We start from the raw sequence: 16,768 nt of genomic DNA, 5'->3' as shown, positions 1-16,768 counted from the left end.
GTCTGTTGCACGCTGTACTGAACAGTCCAACTTGGAGAACACGTGTCTGAACGGCTGTCCGATACGTCGGTGCTGTGAGCTGTCCGGTTCGTGAGGCCATTCGAGCCGACGACCAAGATACCTGACCGGGCATGGTTGTGACGGCGGCGTCCGGGGCGACGCGGGCCGGAAACGCGAACGGGCGGTGCCACCGGGCGACTCTCCACTGATGATGTGGTGGCGATACGTCGGTCGTCGGGGGCGCGGTGGGGGTGAATTTATCAACGGACGGAATAGTATACGCAATGTGACCGCTCATAGGATCGGTCTAGTCTCCGTTTCGGAGCGATCCACTCCCGCACCCGCCCGGACTACACATGTCTATACAGAAACCCCGTCGTCGCGAACCCCAACGGCCGGATCGACTGTCGAGAGACGATGTGTTCTCGATCCTGAGCAACCGGCGGCGGCGGGACGTGCTCCGTTACCTCCGTCGCGACGCGGAGTCGGCGTCGCTCGGTGACCTCGCCGAGCGGATCGCCGCGTGGGAGAACGATATCCCGGTGGCGGAAGTCGACTACAAACAGCGCAAGCGGGTCTACACGTCGCTCCACCAGACCCACCTGCCGAAACTCGACGAGGCCGGTATCGTCGAGTACGACCGGAACCGAGGGACGATCACGCTCACCGACCGGGCGGCCGAACTAGAGGCGTATCTCTCGACTCCCGACGAGCGTGAGGTACCGTGGGACGCGTGCTATCTCGGCCTCTCGGCGCTCGCGCTGGGACTCCTCGTGGCGGCGTGGCTGGGCGTGGTGTCGGGGATGGCCGCCGCGGGCCTGACCGTGGTCCTCTTTGCCGTCGTCGCCGGCGCCAATGCGTATGTCGCGCGCCGTGACCGGATCGGGGGACACGCCGCGGCCGAGGACTCCGGCACCGACTAGTTCAGCCAGTCGTCGGGTTTCGTGTCGTAGTCGATGTCGTTGGCGGCGATGCGCTCTTCGAGTTCCGGATCGAGGTCGTGAGTTTCGAACCGGTCGCCGTCGTACCGAATGCGTTTGCCTACCTCGGTCGGCGTCGGTTCGCGGTTGCGCCGTCGGGCAATCTCGAGTTCGTGTTCGTCGTACCCCTTGACGATGGTCATCAGATTCACCGGCCGTCCCCACAGGTCGTAGGTGCGTTCGAGCACGCGCTTTGCTTGCTCGATGTCGAGGTCGATGCCGTTGTACTGGTGGCCGAGGAGCAGTTCGTTGCGGTTGTCGAAGTTTCCGTCGTAGACCGCGACGGTCGGCTTCCCGAAGTTAGTGAACTGCAGGAGGAGCTTCTTTTTCACGTCTTCGGGGTCGTTCGAGGCGACGCGGAAGTCGTCGGTCGCCCGCGAGTACTCGTAGGTGAAGTAGTCGTTCTCGGTCACGAACTCCTCGGACAGGAACGCGTCGATGAAGGTCACGTCGTTGTGACTCTCCCGGAGTTCGCGCATCCGCCGCCAGCCGACCTCGTAGTCCACGTCGGCGAGGGCTGCTTCGATATCGTCGTATTTCGCGTCGTCGAACATATACCGCGCCAGCCGTTCGAGCTCCGACCGTCGGATCCGACCGAGGAACCCCCGGTTCTGGGGTTTCGACAGCGAGAAGTGACGCTCGGCCAGCCCCGCGGTGGTGAGCACCTTCCAGGGGTATCGCTCCACGTCGACTTCCCCGGCCCGCGCACGCTCAAGGGCGTCGGCGTCGATCCGCGGGTCGTCGGGGTTGAGGCCGTCGAGCGAGGCGGTGGTGATCGACGCGACGGCTGGATCGGGCGCCAAGAGCGCCTCGACAGCCTCGAAGTCGACCACGTCGTGAAAGTTCCGCCAGGTGACACCCTCGATCCGCAGGAGGTGATCGACCACCTCGCGTCGGTTGGTCACGTTCTCGACGTACTCCCAGAGTTCCTTCCCGAGTTTGTAGGGGTTGAGCCCGGGCGATCCGAGCACCCGAGCCATGTGGTCGGCGTAGGTGACGAACTCGTCGTCGCCGGCGAAGCCCTCGTCGCTCATCATCAGCGACTCCCAGAAGCTCGCCCAGCCCTCGTTGAGCACCTTCGTCATCTTCTGTCCGGCGAAGTAGTACGCCTCCCGCCGGAGAACGTCGAGCACGTCGGTCTGCCACGGCTCGAACGGTTCGGCTTTACCCGACTCCTCGTCGAACTGCTGTCCGTGTTCTCGGAGGAAGGCAAGCACGTCCGTATGCGGTTCGTCGAGACGGGCGGCCGCCCGTTCGGATTCGGCTAGGTCGTCCAGCCACTCCTCGTCGAAGGCGTGGCGGCGGACGTCCTCGGAGACGTCGAGTTCGTCGAGGCGCTCCCGGAGGTCCGGCGGGGCCTCGCTCCCGCGGCGCTCGTCCGCGCGCGCGAACGCCCGATGTTGATCGATAGTGTCCTCCAGACAGAGGACGGCGTCGACGAATCGCTCGACTTCGTCGCGGTCGATCTCCGGATCTTCCACGTAGTCCCTGATGGTTTCGGCGTGGCGTTCGAGCATGGCCGCGGCGTCTAGGTCGGCGCGTCCCTCACCGTTGCCGTCGCCGAACAGCCCGAACCACTCGTTGTTGGCAAAGAAGTCGGCGTGGGCCTCGACGTGGGTGATGACCGCCTTCTGATCGGCCAGCGAGTTCGACTCTTGAAGGAAGGCGTGGGCAGGATTGTCGTTGTTGACGATTTCGAACGCCTTGCCCATGCCGAACTGGTCCTGTTTGCGCTGGCGGTCGTAGGCCATCCCCCACCGCCAGTGGGGGTACCGCCGCTGGAACCCGCCGTAGGCGATGAGTTCGTTCATCTCGTCGTGATCGACGATCCAGTAGTTGACCGGATACGGATCGAGGCCGAGTTTCCGGGCCAGATTCGCGGCCTCTTCGACCGGTTCCGTGAGTCGGCTCGCCTCCCGTCGTGCGTCGGTGCGGTCGTCTCTCATTGGTCCTCGGTGCTCAGTATCTCGTAGATGGCGTCGGTCACGTCCGCCGGCTCGGCAACGTACGTGACGACGACGCCGTCGCGGTTCTCGAACGCGCGTTCGACCTCCTCGGCGTGGGTGGCGTTGATCGCCGTCCCCCCCGGTTGGGTCTCGACGTACGCGTGCAGGTTCGCCGGGATCTCCTCCATCAGAGGGACGACGTTCTCCCGGGTGTCATTGCTGGAGTTCTCCGAGTCACCCGCGGCGAAGACATAGCGGTTCCACTCTGCCCAGGGATACCGCTCTTCAAGGACCTCCGCGGCGAGTTCGTACGCCGAGGAGATGCGGGTCCCGCCACCCGAGCGGATGCCGAAGAAGTCGTCGCGGTCAACCTCCCACGCCTCCGCGTCGTGGGCGATGTAGACGAACTCCGCGCGGTCGTACTTGCCGGTGAGATACCAGTCCAGCGGCGTGAAGGTCCGCTCGACGAGTTCGCGTTTCCCCTCGCGCATACTCCCCGACACGTCGCGGATATTCACTACGACCACGTTCTTCTCGGTCTTCTCGATCACCTCGGGGTGGCGATAGCGCTCGTCCTCGCGGCGGAAGGGCACGTCACGAAGCCCATCGCGACGGATGCGTTCGAGCGTGGTCGTCCGCTCGACGCTGTCGATCAGCTCCTCGAAGCTCTCCCATCGTCCGCGCTCGTCGTCGGGGATCGACTCCCAGCGGTCCTCGATCCAGGCCCGGGAGACGAGGACGTTCTCCCCGCGACACCACCGGAACACCTTATCGGGGGTGGCTCCGGCGACGCGCATGGTCTCGCGGACGAACTCCTCGTCGAAGTCCATCGCCAGTTTTCGCTTCAACCCCCGCTTGAACAGGCGCTCGAAGTCGAGGGTGCTGTTCGGCCCGGCGCGGGTGAGTTCCGTGAAGTCACCCTCGACTTCCTCGACCACCTCCTTGCCTTTCGGCTCCAGGTCGAGACCGAGTTCCTCGTCGAGTTCCTGGGCGAACTCCTCGGGGTCCATCTCGTAGTACTCGTGGTCTGCCCCCTCTTCGCCAGGGTCGCCGTCCTCGTCGCCGTCCGCGTCGTCGCCGTCGTCGGCGTCGGGCGTCGGTCGCTCGACCGGCTGACCGACATCGGGCGGGCCGTCCTGTCCCTGACCGACCCCGCCGCGGTCCCGAGGGTCGTAGGCGAACTCCGGCAGGTCGACCACCTTTATCGGAATCCGGATGCTCTCCGGACCGCTCCCGCCGAGATCACCGTAGCTGATGAACTCCGCGAGATCCTCCCGGCGTCGCTCGCCCACCTCGTAGAAGCGTTCGAGGTCCTCTCTCAGCCCCATCGGTAGCTCACCTCCCGCATCACCTTCCGTCCGGTCAGCTCCGCCGACGCGGGCGAATAGCCGTGTGCCTGCAGGTGGGACAGGGTGCGCTCTTTGAGTCGCTCGGTCTCGGTCCCCGAGGGCGGGTCCGTCCACTGGGCGGGGTCGAAGCCGTCGAACAGCCGCTGGACGTCGCTCCAGTCGTGGGCGTCGAGCACCGCCCGGATGACCGGAATGTCGGCCACGTCGACGTTCTCGATGGCGAAGTCCTCGTCGCGGTTCTCCCAGGCGTAGCGGTTGATCGCCGTGATGACCTTCTCGCGACGGAACTCCGCGACCCGATCTGCCGGCCGCTCACCGTCGTACGCGCCGGCACCGAACCGCCCCAGGTGTTCGGTCTCGAACACCCGCATCAGCAGGGGGTCGGGGTCGACGGGACCACGCTCGGTCGCCACCTGCTCGTCGTTCGCCCACGCGAAGACGTGTTCGACGTACTCGGCGACGGTGTCCTCGTCGACGGCCTTGTCGGCGAGCAACGCGTCGAGAACATCCGCCTCCTGTCGGTCGAAGACGTAGCTTTTGACGACCGCGAGGCGGTTTTCGTACTCGGCGGCCTCGGCCCGCGAGAACACCGGCGCGTCGTCTAGCCCCTCAGCCATCGCGTCCAGGATGTCGTCGGGCATGACGACCCGTTCGACCGGTAGTTCCGGGTGGTGTCGGTCGGCGTCGGCCTGGAGTAAGTCCGCGATCACGTCGCGGGTGTAGGTGACGGGGACGCCGTGGCTTCCGTCGTCGCCGTCGAACTCGAAGTCGTCGGCCTCGATCCGTTCGTCGCCCTCCTGGAGGTAGCCCTGATCGAAGAGGAGGGCCTTCTCGACGAGCGTCCGATTCCCGGGAACGTCCTCGCCGTCGAGGCGAGTGACGACGCTGTACAGCGCCGCCGCCTCGACGGCGTGAGGCGCGAGTTCGCGGTCGACGACTCCGCCGCCGCCGTCGCGGGTCGATAGCGTCAGCCCCTCGCGAACCCGAGATTCGAGGTCGGCGTACCCCTCTGCCTCCCAGACGGCTGTCTCGGCGGTCAGCTCCCGCCGGATCAACTCGGCCTCCAGCGAGAGGTTGGTGAGATAGGCGAACTCGTGTTTGTCGAGGCGTCGCTTCAGCGCCTTCAGCGGGTCGCGCCCGTTGCGGTCGGCGTACTGGTCGAGTTCCACGTCGAGGTCGGGATTCGAGATGATGAGCAGTTGGGTGTCGATGTCCATCCCGATGCCCTTATCGAGTTTTACCCGCCCCTCGTCCGGGACATTCAGGAGTTTCCGCAGTAGATCGGCGTGTTGGGAGGCGTCCTCGACGACCGTCAGCAGGCCGTTGCCCTGCGACAGGACGCCGTCGTAGGAGAACGCTTGTGGGTTCTTCCGCCCTCGGGAGTCGAGTTCGCGGAGCATTCCGGGCATCCACGACCCGACCAGTCGCTCCTTGGGGGAGCCGTCGTCCTCGGAGTGGAGGACGCCAATCCCCTTGCCCACGTCGACGACGTAGTTTTTCACCCGGAGATGTCGGGGGTCGGTGATCGAGGAGAACAGGTTGGTGCCACCCGCCCGTCGGTAGCGCTCCTCGAGGAGGTCGTACGCCTCCCGACAGAATGGGTCGAGGTCGGCCTCGACACGCGTCGGCACGTGTGCGTCCGCGTTGAGGTCGGCGAGGATCGACGCCCGGACGTCGGGGGGAAACACCGACAGCGGGTGGGACTGGACGGGACTCTCGTACCAGTCGTCCTCGCGGTCCACCCCGTCGCCGTAGCTGAGGCCGCGCTCCTCGCTGCCGTTGGTGACGTTCCACTCGACGGTGTAGCGCCGGCCAGCCTCGGTCTTCGAGTACTCCCGGAGACCGTTGATCAGACACCGCTTGAGTTCGGACTTGCCGGTCGCGGTCGGCCCGTCGAACCAGATGATCTTCTCGCGTTTGCCCCGATCCGCGGCGATGGTCCGGAGGTCGTCGACGAAGCCGTTCAACACCTCGGTGTTGCCGAGGACGGCGTGTTCGCCGTCGTTGGCAGGGTCGTCGAAAAACCGGTAGCGCTCCCGCCGTTCCCCCTCTTCGATGACCTCTCGGGTGCCCATCGACTCGATGGCTTCGAGGAGGTACTTCGGGGCGTGGGAGGCGATAGAGGGGCGTTCCAGCGCCCGCTCGACGTACGCTTCGAGGCTCGTCGGCTCCTCGTAGGCCCCGGAGAGCGCCTCGTCGCCGGCGCGGATGTACTTTTGAGTCATCCTTCGAGTTCGCTCTTTGCGACCTCCGCACCGGCGAACTCGAGGACCTCGGTGGCTCCCTCGCGGGAGTAACCCTGCTCGATCAGCGCGTCGACCCACGCGCTTCGCTCGTCGTCGTCGAGTTCGTTCGCCGACACCAGTGCCGAGAAGTTGATGTTGTGTTTCTTATCTTCCCAGAGTTTCCGCTCTAGAGCGCGCCGCAGGCGGTCGTTGTCCTGCGGGTCGAACCCCTCGCCCTCCCGGGCACGACGGCTCACCCAGTTGGACACCTCCTGTCGGAAGTCGTCCTTGCGGTCGCTGGGGATATCCAACTTCTCCTCGACCGAGCGCAGGAACGTCTCGTCAGGTTCCTGCTCTCGCCCGGTCAACTCGTCGGTCACGGTGGCGTCGTCGATGTAGGCCATGACGTGGTCCATATACTTCTCGCCCTGCCGGCGAATCTCGTCCACGTCGTAGGCGAGAGCGTGCCGGACGTCCTCGATGGCCCGTTCCTTGTACTCCTGGCGAACGAGTTCGAGATAGCGGTGGTAGCGGTCGACGTTCTCCTCGGGGATCGAGCCGTGATTCTCGAGGTTGCGCTCGAAGTGGGTGAACACCGAAAGCGGCGAGAGGTACTCCCGGTCGCGGTGGGTAGCGTCCATGATGGCCTCGGCGATCTCGTCGCCGATGAACCGCGCGGAGACGCCGTCCATTCCCTCGGCGATGTCGGCCGTTCGCTCGCCTTCCTCACGGAGTTTCTTGACGTCGACATCGTCGGCTTCGTCGATCTCGCCGTTGTACGCCTTTGCCTTCTGGACCAGCGTGACGTTCTCGCCGTCGGGGTCGGTGATCCGGGTGAGGACGCCGAAGAGTCCGGCCATCTCCATGGCGTGTGGCTCGATGTGCATATCCGGCACGTCGGCGTTTCGGAGCATCTTCCGGTATATCTCGGCCTCCTCGCTGTACTCTAAGACGTAAGGGAAGTCGATGCGCTTGGTGCGGTCGTTGAACGCCTCCATCTTCTCGTCGCCTTTCTTGTCCCGGTATTCGGGCATGTTGGTGCGCCCGACGATCACCTGGTCGATGTCGATCCGGGGGTTGTTCTTGGGCTTGATCGTCTGCTCCTGGGAGGCGTGCAGGAAGTCATAGAGGAACTCCCGCTGGAGTTTCAGGAGTTCCTCCCCCGAGAACAGCCCACGGTTGGCGTTACAGAAGGCGCCGGAGTAGTCGAAAGCCCGGGGGTCGCTCTCGCCGTAGATCGCGATCTTCGAGTAGTTGACGTCGCCCGTCAACTCGGTCTCGTCCTGATTTTTCTTGTCCTTCGGCTCGAAGGTCTCGACGCACTGGCGCTTGTTCTCCGAGGCGACCAGGCGGATGATCTCGACGTGGTTGTCGAGGACCGCCTTCAGGTCGTCGTCGTAGTGGGCCAGCAGGCGGTCCATGTAGAACTCGCTGGCCGGGTCGAGAGACTGCTCGTTTCGGATCGTGTAGGGGGCGTCCAACGCCTCGTTCAACCGTTCGAGCACCTGATCGCGTTGCTCCTGGGGCAGCAGTACCAGGGGGTCCTGGTTCATCGGCGAGACGACGGTGTCGTCCGCGGGGTCCTGATCGCGGACGATGTCACAGAGATTCACCCAGCGGAAGGTGTACATCCGGCCGTCGTCGTCCATCGTGTAGTCTTCGAAATAGCGCCGCACCATCCAGTCGAAGTGGGACTTGCCGGAGCCGACGGGGCCGAGCAGCAGTTTGATTCGTTTCTCCGGGCCGAGTCCCCGGGCACCGCTTTTCACCTTGTTGACGAACTCGTGGATCGACTCGTGGACCTCACGGCCGTAGAAGGTGTTCTCCCCGTCGTGTAACGGGTCTTCCGAGGCCATGAGGTACTCCACCACACCAGCGTCCTCGTCGTACTCCGTCCCGTAGTAGTCGAACATGTCGGCGACGCGCTGGTGGGAGTTGCGAGCGATCCGCGGATCGTCGTACACCTCGTCCAGATACCAATCGAAGCGCTTCGCTTCGCGAAGGTCCGCGGGAACCGATTCCTTGTAGTGCTGGCTGAGGTCTTCGAGGGTTTCCTTCGTCATTGTCTCGTCGTGTCTCGGGCCTGGGGACCGGCGTCGCGTCCTCCCGCCCTACGTGGTATGGCTACTCCTACCACGCCCCGGTCGCGACCACGGGATACGCGTATCGATGCCAGTGAACGCCGGACGGCGGGGAGACGGTCGGCGGTCGTTCGGTCAGCTGGTAACCGAGACTATAAACCACATCAGTATTACACACGGATAAGCCTTCCTCGGGTGGCGACGAATCGACCGGATCGAAACCACGCGCCGTCGCCCGACCGGCTACAGTCTGGCGTAGCGTGTCGCGCCCCAGGCTGCTACGGTAATACCGACGACGAACGCCCCGAGCATCGCGAGCAGGGCCGGCGGTTCCAGCGTTGGGCCGCCGAGAAAGGGACCGCGAACGACGAGATAGCCCGCGCCGAGCGTCACGGCGAGGCCCACGGCACCGATGCCGCCGGCCACGAGTTTGACGACCGAACTCACGCCCGCCGGTGCCTCCGGTTGATCATCGGCGGATGGCGAATCCCGACTCGCCGTCCGACTCCTCGTAGGTCACGTCGACGTCCCGAACGTCCGCGGCGGGACTGCCGGTGTGACACCACTCGATCATCGACTCAACGGCCGCCTCGTCGCCCTCGAAGACGGCCTCAACCCGCCCGTCGTCCAAGTTGCGTACCCATCCGTCGACGTCCCTCGCTCTCGCGGCGTCGCGGGTGTTCGCGCGGTAGTAGACGCCTTGCACCCGCCCCGATACGAAGACGCGGGCTCGGACTCGCTCGCTCATAACAAACCGTTCGTGATCCACCGGTAAAAACCCGAAGCCGACGCCCCGAACCGCGCCGGTCGCCGACAACACTACGGCCATCGGCCGAGTTATCGACGTGTATGTACCGGAACATCTTGGTGCCGACAGACGGGAGCGACGCCTCGGCGGCGGCGGTCGAGCACGCGGTGGATCTGGCCGACCGATACGACGCCCACATCTACGCGTTGTACGTCGTCGACAGCGGGTCCTACGGAGTGCTCGGTGAGAGTACGCCGACGGTCGTCGAGGCGTTGCGGGAGGAGGGATCGCAGGCCGTGACGAGTGTCGAGGGGACGGCGGCCGATGCGGGTGTCGAGGTCGACACGGCCGTCGTCGAGGGGGCCGTGCATCGCTCGATCCTCGACCACGCCGACGAGGTCGGCGCCGACCTGATCGTGATGGGAACCCACGGTCGGCAGGGAATCGACCGCTACCTGCTCGGGAGTGTCACGGAACGGATCGTCCGGTCGTCGTCGGTGCCCGTCCTCACCGTCCGGTCGTCGGACGACTCGGAGCGGTAGTCGTCGACCACCGCGGTCACGCCGCGGGACGGCAACCGGTCAGAGCCACGGGGCGCGGGACTCCTCCTCGACGGGGAACGGCGAGGGGCGGCCCTCGTCCTCGGTGGCAGGGGTGTCGGCCTCGTCGTCGGCGGCGTCCGCCGACGGCTCGGGGTCCGGGTCCACCGCGTCGCTCTCGTCGTCCGCGTCGGTCTCCGGCGACGAGGCGCGACCGGGGTCGAAGGAGAACAGCGCCGTCACACAGAGGACGCCGAGTGCAACGGGTGCCTCGGTGGGCATCAAGCCTAACACGGAGAGCGCTAGCATGCCGAGGGCGACGGCGCTCCCGAACCGGAACAGATCGAGGTCGACCGACTCCTGCAGGACCGGCCCGAGGGCTGCGATCAGCATAGCGAAGCCGACGCCGACGCCGGCGGCGGCGACGCCGCGGACGACGAGGCCGGGATCGGTCACGAACGCCACGGACGCCCCCGCAGGCTGGAGGCTGGCGATTAGCCCCAGGCCGATGATGACCGCCGGCCGGGGGAGGTACTCGCCGATGCGTGCGCTCGCCGTCTTGGCCGCGACGGTCAGGATGACGAGGCCAGCGAAGCGCTCGAAGACCGCCATGTCGATCAAGCTCTGGATCGTCGGAGCCAGAGCAGCCTCCGCGGCCGCCGCCGGGAGAAGAACGAGCGCCAACAGCGCGATGGCGCGCAGTCGCTCACGGGGCGAGCCGTCCATCTCGGCGAGGACGACGGCGACGGTAGCCGACCCACCGAAGATGAGGAGGCCGGTTTCGAGGATGCCGAACGGGTAGGTAAGCGCCCCGGCCAGGATCAGCGCAGGGAAGATCCCGTCGATCAGGGGGAGCATCATCACCGTCGCGAGGAGCTTCGTCGCACCACCGACCCGCCGCTCGAGGCGGAGTGCGATCGGGTGTTGAGAGACGCTCATACCACGCTAGCGGCCGTAACCATCGGCCGACCGGTGGTGTAACGCCCGCGACCTATCAGATCGGTCGGAGACGTTCATTCCGGTTCCGAAGCGTTTGAAATTCGCCAGCGCTGTAAAGATGCCGGAGTTCTCGACGGAACTCGTCCGAGCGGCAGTGCGCGTGGCGATGGAACGCTTCGAAGCCATAGATACAGGTGAGGCCACGACAATATTAAACGTTGCGTGGGACGAGGCCGCACGCCGAGGGGCGTAACGGTCGCGGTGGTCGACGACTCAGTCCAGTCGCCGGGCCAACGAGACAGCCCGATCCTCGCTTCCCTCAACGACGACGGCCGTGGTCACGCCGTCGGCCTCCCAGTAGACCACGGCGGCGTCGCCGACGGTCGTCGCGTTCGCCTCGTGGCCGTCGACCGTCACGCTGGTGACGTTGTCCGCCGACCGGTTGAACTCGCGGTCCGTCGTCGTCGAGACGACGGTCACGTCGTCGCCGTCGTCGCGGTATCGCTGGGCAGCGTGAGTCCCCGCGGCCCGCGTGAGAACCGTCGCGTTGTGGAACTCGGCGTCCAGGCGCGGGAGGTCGAGGCTCGTGTTCGCCTGTGCCGTGTCGAAGGCGTCGTAGCGCTCGACCGCGGTGATCGAGAGACGATCACTCGGCGGATCGAAGGTGCTGTCGTGGACGCTCGCGTTGAACCGCGTCTCGCGGTAGTCGATCACGGTGGTGTTCGTCTCGTCGGTCGCCTCGAGCCGCAGGAGTCGCGAGTCGTCGACAGCGACCCAGACGGTCGCCGTGGTCCGGGCGTCGGCGTCGTCCGGCCGAACCTCGATTACGTGGGCGTCCGTTCCGTCGTCGCTCCCCTGACGCAGGTACGTGACGCTCAGGTTGGCGTCGTCAGCCGACCAGTTCGACGGGGCGACGGATGCCGAGGCGTTTTCCGCAGAGGCGTTGCCGGCAGGGTCGACGCCACCCACGCGGCCGGCCACACCGCGCTCGACGGCGGTGCTGCGATTGGGGCCGACGTACCACGCGACCGTCTCGTTGACACCGGTCCGGTAGGTGGCGTTGTCAGTCGTGACGACACTCCGGGACTGGTTGCCCGCGGCGGCGAACTCGACGGTCGCCGTGTGGTTCGCGCTCCCGTTGTCGACGGTCACGTTCGCCGTCACGACGACGCTGTCCGCGGCCGCGTATCGCTCGCGTGTATCGTTCAGCACCGACTCGCCCGAAGGCTGCCCGTCGTCGGTACCGGTCGTCGCGGCGCCCGCCACCGTCACGAGGGCGATGACCACGATAACCAAGAGCGCCAAGCGGCGCCACCCGCCGAGTGTCGGTCGCATGATTATCAGTACGGTCGCGTTTCAAAGAAGGTTGCCCTGGCCGTATCGGCGTCGTCTGCCACAGGTTTCAAAGGATACTATACGTCGCCGGCCGACCGGACGACGTGACCCGACTCGCTGCCCACCACTTCGGCGTAACCGTCTCCGACTTGGACCGTGCGGTCGAGTTCTACCGCGACACCTTCGACTTCGACAATCCCGAGCGCTTCGCCGTCTCGGGCGAGGCGTTCGCCGACGCCGTCGGCGTCGACGGCGCCACCGGCCGGTTCGCCCACTTCGACGCGGACGGCGCCCGGATCGAACTCGTCGAGTACGACCCCGAGGGGGACGCTACCGACGACGGGACGGTCAATCGCCCCGGTGTCACGCACCTCGGCCTAGCCGTCGACGACCTCGATGCCTTCTACGCCGGCCTCGCGCCCGACGTCACTACCCTCAGCGAACCACGGACGACCGAGAGCGGGACCCGAATCCTCTTCGTTCGCGACCCGGAGGGGAATCTCGTCGAAGTGCTCGAGGCCTGAGCGGCCCCCGTGTGTTTTTGCGCGTTGGCCCGCATCGCCCGCTATGGAGTGTTCCCCCATCGGGACCGTCCACACGCCCTTCGAAACGACTAGCGAAGCACCGCGGCAGGGACCCCACAGCGACGCCGAGGGCATCGTCGACGTCGACCCGGCGTACCGTGAGGGTCTCACCGGGTTCGACGCCGAGCGGGTCGTGGTCGTTTGGTGGGCCGACCGCGCCGACCAAGACGTCCTGACGCTAGATCGAAACGCCGACCGCGGCGTGTTTACCTCGCGCTCTCCGGCCCGTCCCAACCCCGTCTGTATCACCGAGTGTACGGTAGTGTCGGTCGACCCCGCGGCTGGCCGCCTCCGTCTCCATGGCGTCGACATGGCCGACGGAAGCCCGGTCGTGGATCTGAAGGCGACGCTCTAAGCGTTCTCCACGTAGTCGACGGCCGCCGCGGGCGTCTCGACGGCCTCGACGCCGTCGACATTGTGGGTGTCGAGTCCCGCGACCGGCCGGTCGAAAACGCCCGCGAAGCCGAGTTCCGAGAGCGTCCCCGGACCGCCGTCGACGGCGACAACGGCGTCACCGTTCATCACGACCATCGCGTTTCGAGCGTGTCCCATCCCCGTCGCGATGGCGGTATCGACGTACGCGTTGGCGTCGTCGGGGTCGGCCGTCGGGAGGATGCCGACCGTCTCGCCGCCGGCTCGGGTCGCCCCTGCACAGACCGCCTCCATGACGCCACCGAGGCCGCCACAGACGACGACGTGTCCCCGTTCTCCGAGCAGTTCACCCAGGGTCCGGGTCCGCTCGGCCGTCCGCTCGTCGACGGTGCTCCCGCCGATGACGCTGACGCGCATGGGGCGAAGGTCGCGCGGGGCCGGGAAATGCGTTCGGCCCCGTCGTCGGTCGACCACATACAGTTATGTGTCAGTTGACCGCGTACCCGAGTATGTCAGCGATAGCGTCCCTCCGGACGGCCGTCGACGCCCTCCGTCGACACCCCGTCCTCGTCCTCGGAGGCCTGTGCTACGGTCTCGTGGTCATGCCCCAGCGAGCCCTCCAGTTGGCCGGCGTCCCCATCGCGCCGGCGCTGCTCCAGATCCTCACCTTCTTCGTCACCCCGTTCGTGCTCGCCGGAGTCGTCGGGATGGCGCGGGCGGGGCTGGACGACACCACCTCCCTCGACGAACTCGTCGCGGTCGGCAAGGATCGGTACGTCGCCCTGTTGCTCGCCACACTGCTCGAATTCGGCGTCAAACTCGCCTTCGGTATCGTCCTCGTCCTGCTCGCCATCGCCCTCCTCGTCACCGGCGGGAGCGGCGCGGGCGCCGTCGTCGGCGCCGCGCTCGTCGTGATCGTTGCCTTCGTCTATCTCGCCGTGCTCTTCCTGATCCAGTTTTACCCCGTCATCGTCGTCGTTGACGACGCCGGGCCGGTCGAGGCCGTCACCGAGAGCGTCGACTTCGTCCGTTCGAACCTCGTCGGAGCGCTCGGGTTCACGGCCGTGACACTGCTAGTTGGCGCGCTGGCGGCCCTCCCGGTCACGGGCGTCGCCGCCTACAACTTCGCCACGTCGGAGGCCGGATCGGGGGGCAGCCCCGGACCGATTGGCGGCGGGATGAGTCCGGGCGGGCCAGCGGCCGGTCCCGAAGCCGCGAACGGGACGGCGGCGCTCGGCGACGTCCTGGCGAGCGGGGGGCTGGGACTCTCGACGCCGGAGGTCCTCGCGCTGTCGCTCGTCTCGGTGGCGATGACGGCGCTGCTGGTGGCCTTCCGGCTGACGTACGCCACCGCCATCTACCGGTCGAACGACCGGTCTATTGAGGAGCGTGTCCTCGACGAGGAGTGGTAGATTACAGCAGAAACGTCTCCTCGCGCTCGGCGAGGTCCATGAAGGAGTCGGCAGCCTCGACGAGTTCGTCGGCCGTCGAGGACCCAAAGGCCATCACCTCGACACGGACGCCCTCGTGGCGAAGGTGCGAGCAGAGCCGAGAGAAGTCGCCGTCGCCGGTACACAACACGACCACGTCGACGTGATTGGCGAGGGTCACGGCGTCGAGGCTGATGCCCACGTCCCAGTCAGCCTTCTTCGTGCCGTCGCCGAAGGTCTTGATATCCTTGATCTTTCGCTCGAAGCCGATATCCTCGAGCGCCTCGAAAAAGCGCTCCTCCTCGGGCGAGTCCGCACGGATGACGTAGGCGATGGCCCGCACGAGTTCGCGGTCGGCGACGCCCTTCGAGAGCAACGCCGAGTAGTCGATGTTTCGAGAGTAGAGACTCTGTGCGGAGTGATAGAGGTTCTGCGCGTCCGCGAGCATCGCGACGCGCTGGTTCGCGTGGATATCGGTCACGTTGTTCGATACTGAGGACGCGCCCGATTAAATTCTTGCTCATACCCGTCGGCGTGTGGCGGCGATACGTGCGATTTAACCCGCCGGCGCGGACAGGAAGCGACATGCGCACCGAGCAGGCCGCCCCCGTTCTCGGCATTGTCGGCTGTCTCGCCGTCGTCGTCGTTCTCGCGCTCCCGTTCGCCCTCTTTCCCGACTGGGGGACCGAACTCGGACGATACTACACTAGCGGCCCACTCGGGGTCGGAACCGTCCTCGCGCTCGCGCTCGTCGGTGGCATCGTGTTCATCGCGGGCGCTCGCGGCCGGACGGACCCGACGACTGCCGCCGGCATCGCCGTCCCGCTCGGGGTCGTCGCCTTCGTCGTCGCGCTCTGGTGGGCAATCGCGGCCCCCCTCGATCCGCTCTTTGGCTTCCCGGCGTCGTGGATCACGGGCCTCCGGTGGATCGTCGTCGCGGTCACGGGGGTCGTCCCGCTCGCGGCGGCGCTCTACGCTTGGGCGATTCTCGATTGAGACGGATCGACCGACGGACCCACGCTCGGATCGCCAAGTCGAAAGGCCCTTAAGAGGAAGCGGCGTATCTCGGAGTGGACTAGGTCGGGCAGTTAGGCCCTGCTCCACCGCCCGCACTACGGTCTTCAGCGGGGACCGAACCCGGGTGCGTCCGGTCAGACCGATTCGGGCCCCGGAAGCCAACGTGGAAGCCTCGTCCTTCGGGGACAGCGGTCCACGGCGTGCGTCTGCAGGGACGCTCTGTCGTGGTTCGTCGGCGGAACCGGGTCAGGCGCGGAAGCGAGCAGCCCACCGTCGGACGCCCGTCGCTCGCAGGATCGCGGGGTGGAGGAGGCGACCGGGACTCCCCGGACCGGAACGCCGGGCAATCCTGCCGTCCACATTCGTACCTTCTCACACCGAGCGACTGCTCCGTCTCCGATACCGGCGAACTATGCCCGGTCGATGATTATAAATACCACGGCATTAGTTAACATGGTACGAGACACCAACGATGAAGCAAGAAGACATGGCACTACTCCGCGACGAGTGCAGTGACGGAAACGACCGCGCTTGCCACACGCTCGAACGACTCTGCGAGGACGGGCGGGACGACGCCTGTCAGTACACGCCGACCTGATCTGTCCGCTGGACGCGATTCTGCGTCGATACCGCTCTCCCAGTCGACGCCATCGCTGTTGGCCGACGTCCCTCAGTCGTCGCCCGGCACCGACTCGTAGGGCAGCAGTTCGGTGACCCGTCCGGCCACCGTGGGGTCGGTCGGCCCTGCCATCTCCATGGCCTCGAACTCGTGAGCGTCGAGGTCCTGAAGCATCTGCGTCGCCGTGGCCTGGGATCAGTCGACAAGATCGGCCACCACGCCGGCGGAGACGGGCGGCGAGTGTCGCTGCTCGGCGATATAGAGCGCGAGGAGATACTGGGCGGTCCCGCTCATCGGAGTGGCACTACTCGCACTCCCGTTCTGAAGCGGCGTCGGTGGCTGACTTGTCGTCGGTCTCGTCAGGCATCCGTCGCTTGATCGCATTCATCATCATCGTCGAGAACCGCGAGCGAACGTAGTGAGCGAGCGGGCCGAGAGCCGACCGGAGGGAGGCTCGCAGGCTTTTGGTCGAGCTTTTGCGAGCGAGCGAAGCGAGCGTAGCAAAAGGTCGGAGTGCGCCGGCCGGGATTTGAACCCGGGCCATGAGCTTGGAAGGCTCAGGTCCTACCACTAGACCACCGGCGCCTATGAACCGTTTCTGGAC

The 16,768-nt window shown here is 66.2% G+C and carries 19 protein-coding genes, 1 tRNA gene and 1 other RNA gene; 8 read left to right on the top strand and 13 right to left on the bottom strand.

What is annotated here, in order from left to right; genetic code table 11:
- Window positions 1-419: 419 nt before the first annotated feature.
- Window positions 420-923, top strand: coding sequence for a winged helix-turn-helix domain-containing protein (locus tag NO878_RS01355; protein ID WP_256404169.1), 504 nt, complete (start codon window positions 420-422; stop codon window positions 921-923).
- On the opposite strand, the gene NO878_RS01350 is transcribed toward NO878_RS01355, so the two are convergent.
- From NO878_RS01350 to NO878_RS01325, 6 genes are all read right to left on the bottom strand, one after another.
- Window positions 920-2,926, bottom strand: a complete 2,007-nt coding sequence (locus NO878_RS01350) for a SpoVR family protein (RefSeq protein WP_256404168.1) — start codon at window positions 2,924-2,926, stop codon at window positions 920-922. The genes NO878_RS01355 and NO878_RS01350 overlap by 4 nt on opposite strands.
- The gene (locus NO878_RS01345) at window positions 2,923-4,254 is read right to left on the bottom strand and encodes a YeaH/YhbH family protein (protein ID WP_256404167.1); all 1,332 of its coding nucleotides are present in this window, start codon (window positions 4,252-4,254) and stop codon (window positions 2,923-2,925) included. The genes NO878_RS01350 and NO878_RS01345 overlap by 4 nt, the downstream gene beginning before the upstream one ends.
- Entirely contained in the window at window positions 4,245-6,500 is a 2,256-nt protein-coding gene (locus tag NO878_RS01340; protein WP_256404166.1) for a PrkA family serine protein kinase, read from the bottom strand. The genes NO878_RS01345 and NO878_RS01340 overlap by 10 nt, the downstream gene beginning before the upstream one ends.
- Entirely contained in the window at window positions 6,497-8,563 is a 2,067-nt protein-coding gene (locus tag NO878_RS01335) for a PrkA family serine protein kinase (RefSeq protein ID WP_256404165.1), read from the bottom strand. Before NO878_RS01335 ends, NO878_RS01340 begins: the two co-directional genes overlap by 4 nt.
- 261 nt (window positions 8,564-8,824) lie before the next feature.
- Window positions 8,825-9,028 (bottom strand): DUF8132 family protein, encoded by a 204-nt coding sequence (locus NO878_RS01330; RefSeq protein ID WP_256404164.1) that lies wholly within the window; start codon window positions 9,026-9,028, stop codon window positions 8,825-8,827.
- Window positions 9,029-9,050: 22 nt separating this feature from the next.
- Window positions 9,051-9,329 (bottom strand): acylphosphatase, encoded by a 279-nt coding sequence (locus NO878_RS01325; RefSeq protein WP_256404163.1) that lies wholly within the window; start codon window positions 9,327-9,329, stop codon window positions 9,051-9,053.
- Between the two features lie 101 nt (window positions 9,330-9,430).
- Between NO878_RS01325 and NO878_RS01320 the strand changes: the two genes are divergently transcribed.
- Complete coding sequence (locus NO878_RS01320; protein WP_256404162.1) at window positions 9,431-9,871, top strand: universal stress protein; 441 nt, start codon at window positions 9,431-9,433, stop codon at window positions 9,869-9,871.
- Window positions 9,872-9,910: 39 nt separating this feature from the next.
- Here NO878_RS01320 and NO878_RS01315 read toward each other — a convergent pair whose 3' ends face one another.
- Window positions 9,911-10,807 (bottom strand): DUF5794 domain-containing protein, encoded by an 897-nt coding sequence (locus NO878_RS01315; RefSeq protein WP_256404161.1) that lies wholly within the window; start codon window positions 10,805-10,807, stop codon window positions 9,911-9,913.
- Window positions 10,808-11,080: 273 nt separating this feature from the next.
- Window positions 11,081-12,142 carry a LolA family protein gene (locus NO878_RS01310; RefSeq protein WP_256404160.1) on the bottom strand — a complete coding sequence of 354 codons (1,062 nt, stop codon included), beginning with the start codon at window positions 12,140-12,142 and terminating at the stop codon, window positions 11,081-11,083.
- 104 nt (window positions 12,143-12,246) lie between these two features.
- Between NO878_RS01310 and NO878_RS01305 the strand changes: the two genes are divergently transcribed.
- The gene (locus tag NO878_RS01305) at window positions 12,247-12,666 is read left to right on the top strand and encodes a VOC family protein (protein ID WP_256404159.1); all 420 of its coding nucleotides are present in this window, start codon (window positions 12,247-12,249) and stop codon (window positions 12,664-12,666) included.
- 43 nt (window positions 12,667-12,709) lie between these two features.
- Window positions 12,710-13,081: an SAM-dependent methyltransferase gene (locus NO878_RS01300; protein WP_256404158.1), complete on the top strand. Its 372-nt coding sequence runs from the start codon at window positions 12,710-12,712 to the stop codon at window positions 13,079-13,081.
- Here NO878_RS01300 and NO878_RS01295 read toward each other — a convergent pair.
- Complete coding sequence (locus NO878_RS01295) at window positions 13,078-13,515, bottom strand: TIGR00725 family protein (protein ID WP_256404157.1); 438 nt, start codon at window positions 13,513-13,515, stop codon at window positions 13,078-13,080. The genes NO878_RS01300 and NO878_RS01295 overlap by 4 nt on opposite strands.
- Window positions 13,516-13,607: 92 nt before the next feature.
- Between NO878_RS01295 and NO878_RS01290 the strand changes: the two genes are divergently transcribed.
- On the top strand, window positions 13,608-14,510 hold the full coding sequence (locus NO878_RS01290; protein ID WP_256404156.1) for a DUF7847 domain-containing protein: 903 nt from the start codon (window positions 13,608-13,610) through the stop codon (window positions 14,508-14,510).
- 1 nt (window position 14,511) lies between these two features.
- On the opposite strand, the gene NO878_RS01285 is transcribed toward NO878_RS01290, so the two are convergent.
- Entirely contained in the window at window positions 14,512-15,009 is a 498-nt protein-coding gene (locus tag NO878_RS01285) for a LabA-like NYN domain-containing protein (protein ID WP_256404155.1), read from the bottom strand.
- 104 nt (window positions 15,010-15,113) lie between these two features.
- Between NO878_RS01285 and NO878_RS01280 the strand changes: the two genes are divergently transcribed.
- The 3 genes from NO878_RS01280 (at window position 15,114) to NO878_RS01270 (ending at window position 16,143) form a co-directional block, all read left to right on the top strand.
- Window positions 15,114-15,524 carry a DUF7548 family protein gene (locus NO878_RS01280; RefSeq protein WP_256404154.1) on the top strand — a complete coding sequence of 137 codons (411 nt, stop codon included), beginning with the start codon at window positions 15,114-15,116 and terminating at the stop codon, window positions 15,522-15,524.
- A gap of 72 nt (window positions 15,525-15,596) precedes the next feature.
- Window positions 15,597-15,907: signal recognition particle sRNA (gene ffs / locus NO878_RS01275), an RNA gene on the top strand.
- Between the two features lie 110 nt (window positions 15,908-16,017).
- The gene (locus tag NO878_RS01270) at window positions 16,018-16,143 is read left to right on the top strand and encodes a hypothetical protein (RefSeq protein WP_256404153.1); all 126 of its coding nucleotides are present in this window, start codon (window positions 16,018-16,020) and stop codon (window positions 16,141-16,143) included.
- Window positions 16,144-16,215: 72 nt separating this feature from the next.
- Here NO878_RS01270 and NO878_RS01265 read toward each other — a convergent pair whose 3' ends face one another.
- The 3 genes from NO878_RS01265 to NO878_RS01255 all read right to left on the bottom strand — a co-directional run bounded on the left by NO878_RS01265 (window position 16,216) and on the right by NO878_RS01255 (window position 16,749).
- The gene (locus tag NO878_RS01265) at window positions 16,216-16,338 is read right to left on the bottom strand and encodes a hypothetical protein (protein ID WP_256404152.1); all 123 of its coding nucleotides are present in this window, start codon (window positions 16,336-16,338) and stop codon (window positions 16,216-16,218) included.
- A 130-nt stretch (window positions 16,339-16,468) separates the two neighbouring features.
- On the bottom strand, window positions 16,469-16,708 hold the full coding sequence (locus tag NO878_RS01260; RefSeq protein WP_256404151.1) for a hypothetical protein: 240 nt from the start codon (window positions 16,706-16,708) through the stop codon (window positions 16,469-16,471).
- Window positions 16,679-16,749 (bottom strand) — tRNA-Gly (locus NO878_RS01255). Before NO878_RS01255 ends, NO878_RS01260 begins: the two co-directional genes overlap by 30 nt.
- Window positions 16,750-16,768 lie beyond the last annotated feature (19 nt).

Source organism: Haloplanus ruber, assembly GCF_024494725.1.
Lineage (GTDB): Archaea > Halobacteriota > Halobacteria > Halobacteriales > Haloferacaceae > Haloplanus > Haloplanus ruber.
The sequence above is the reverse complement of the archived record's forward strand: the minus strand, read 5'-3'. Positions and strand labels throughout refer to the sequence as shown.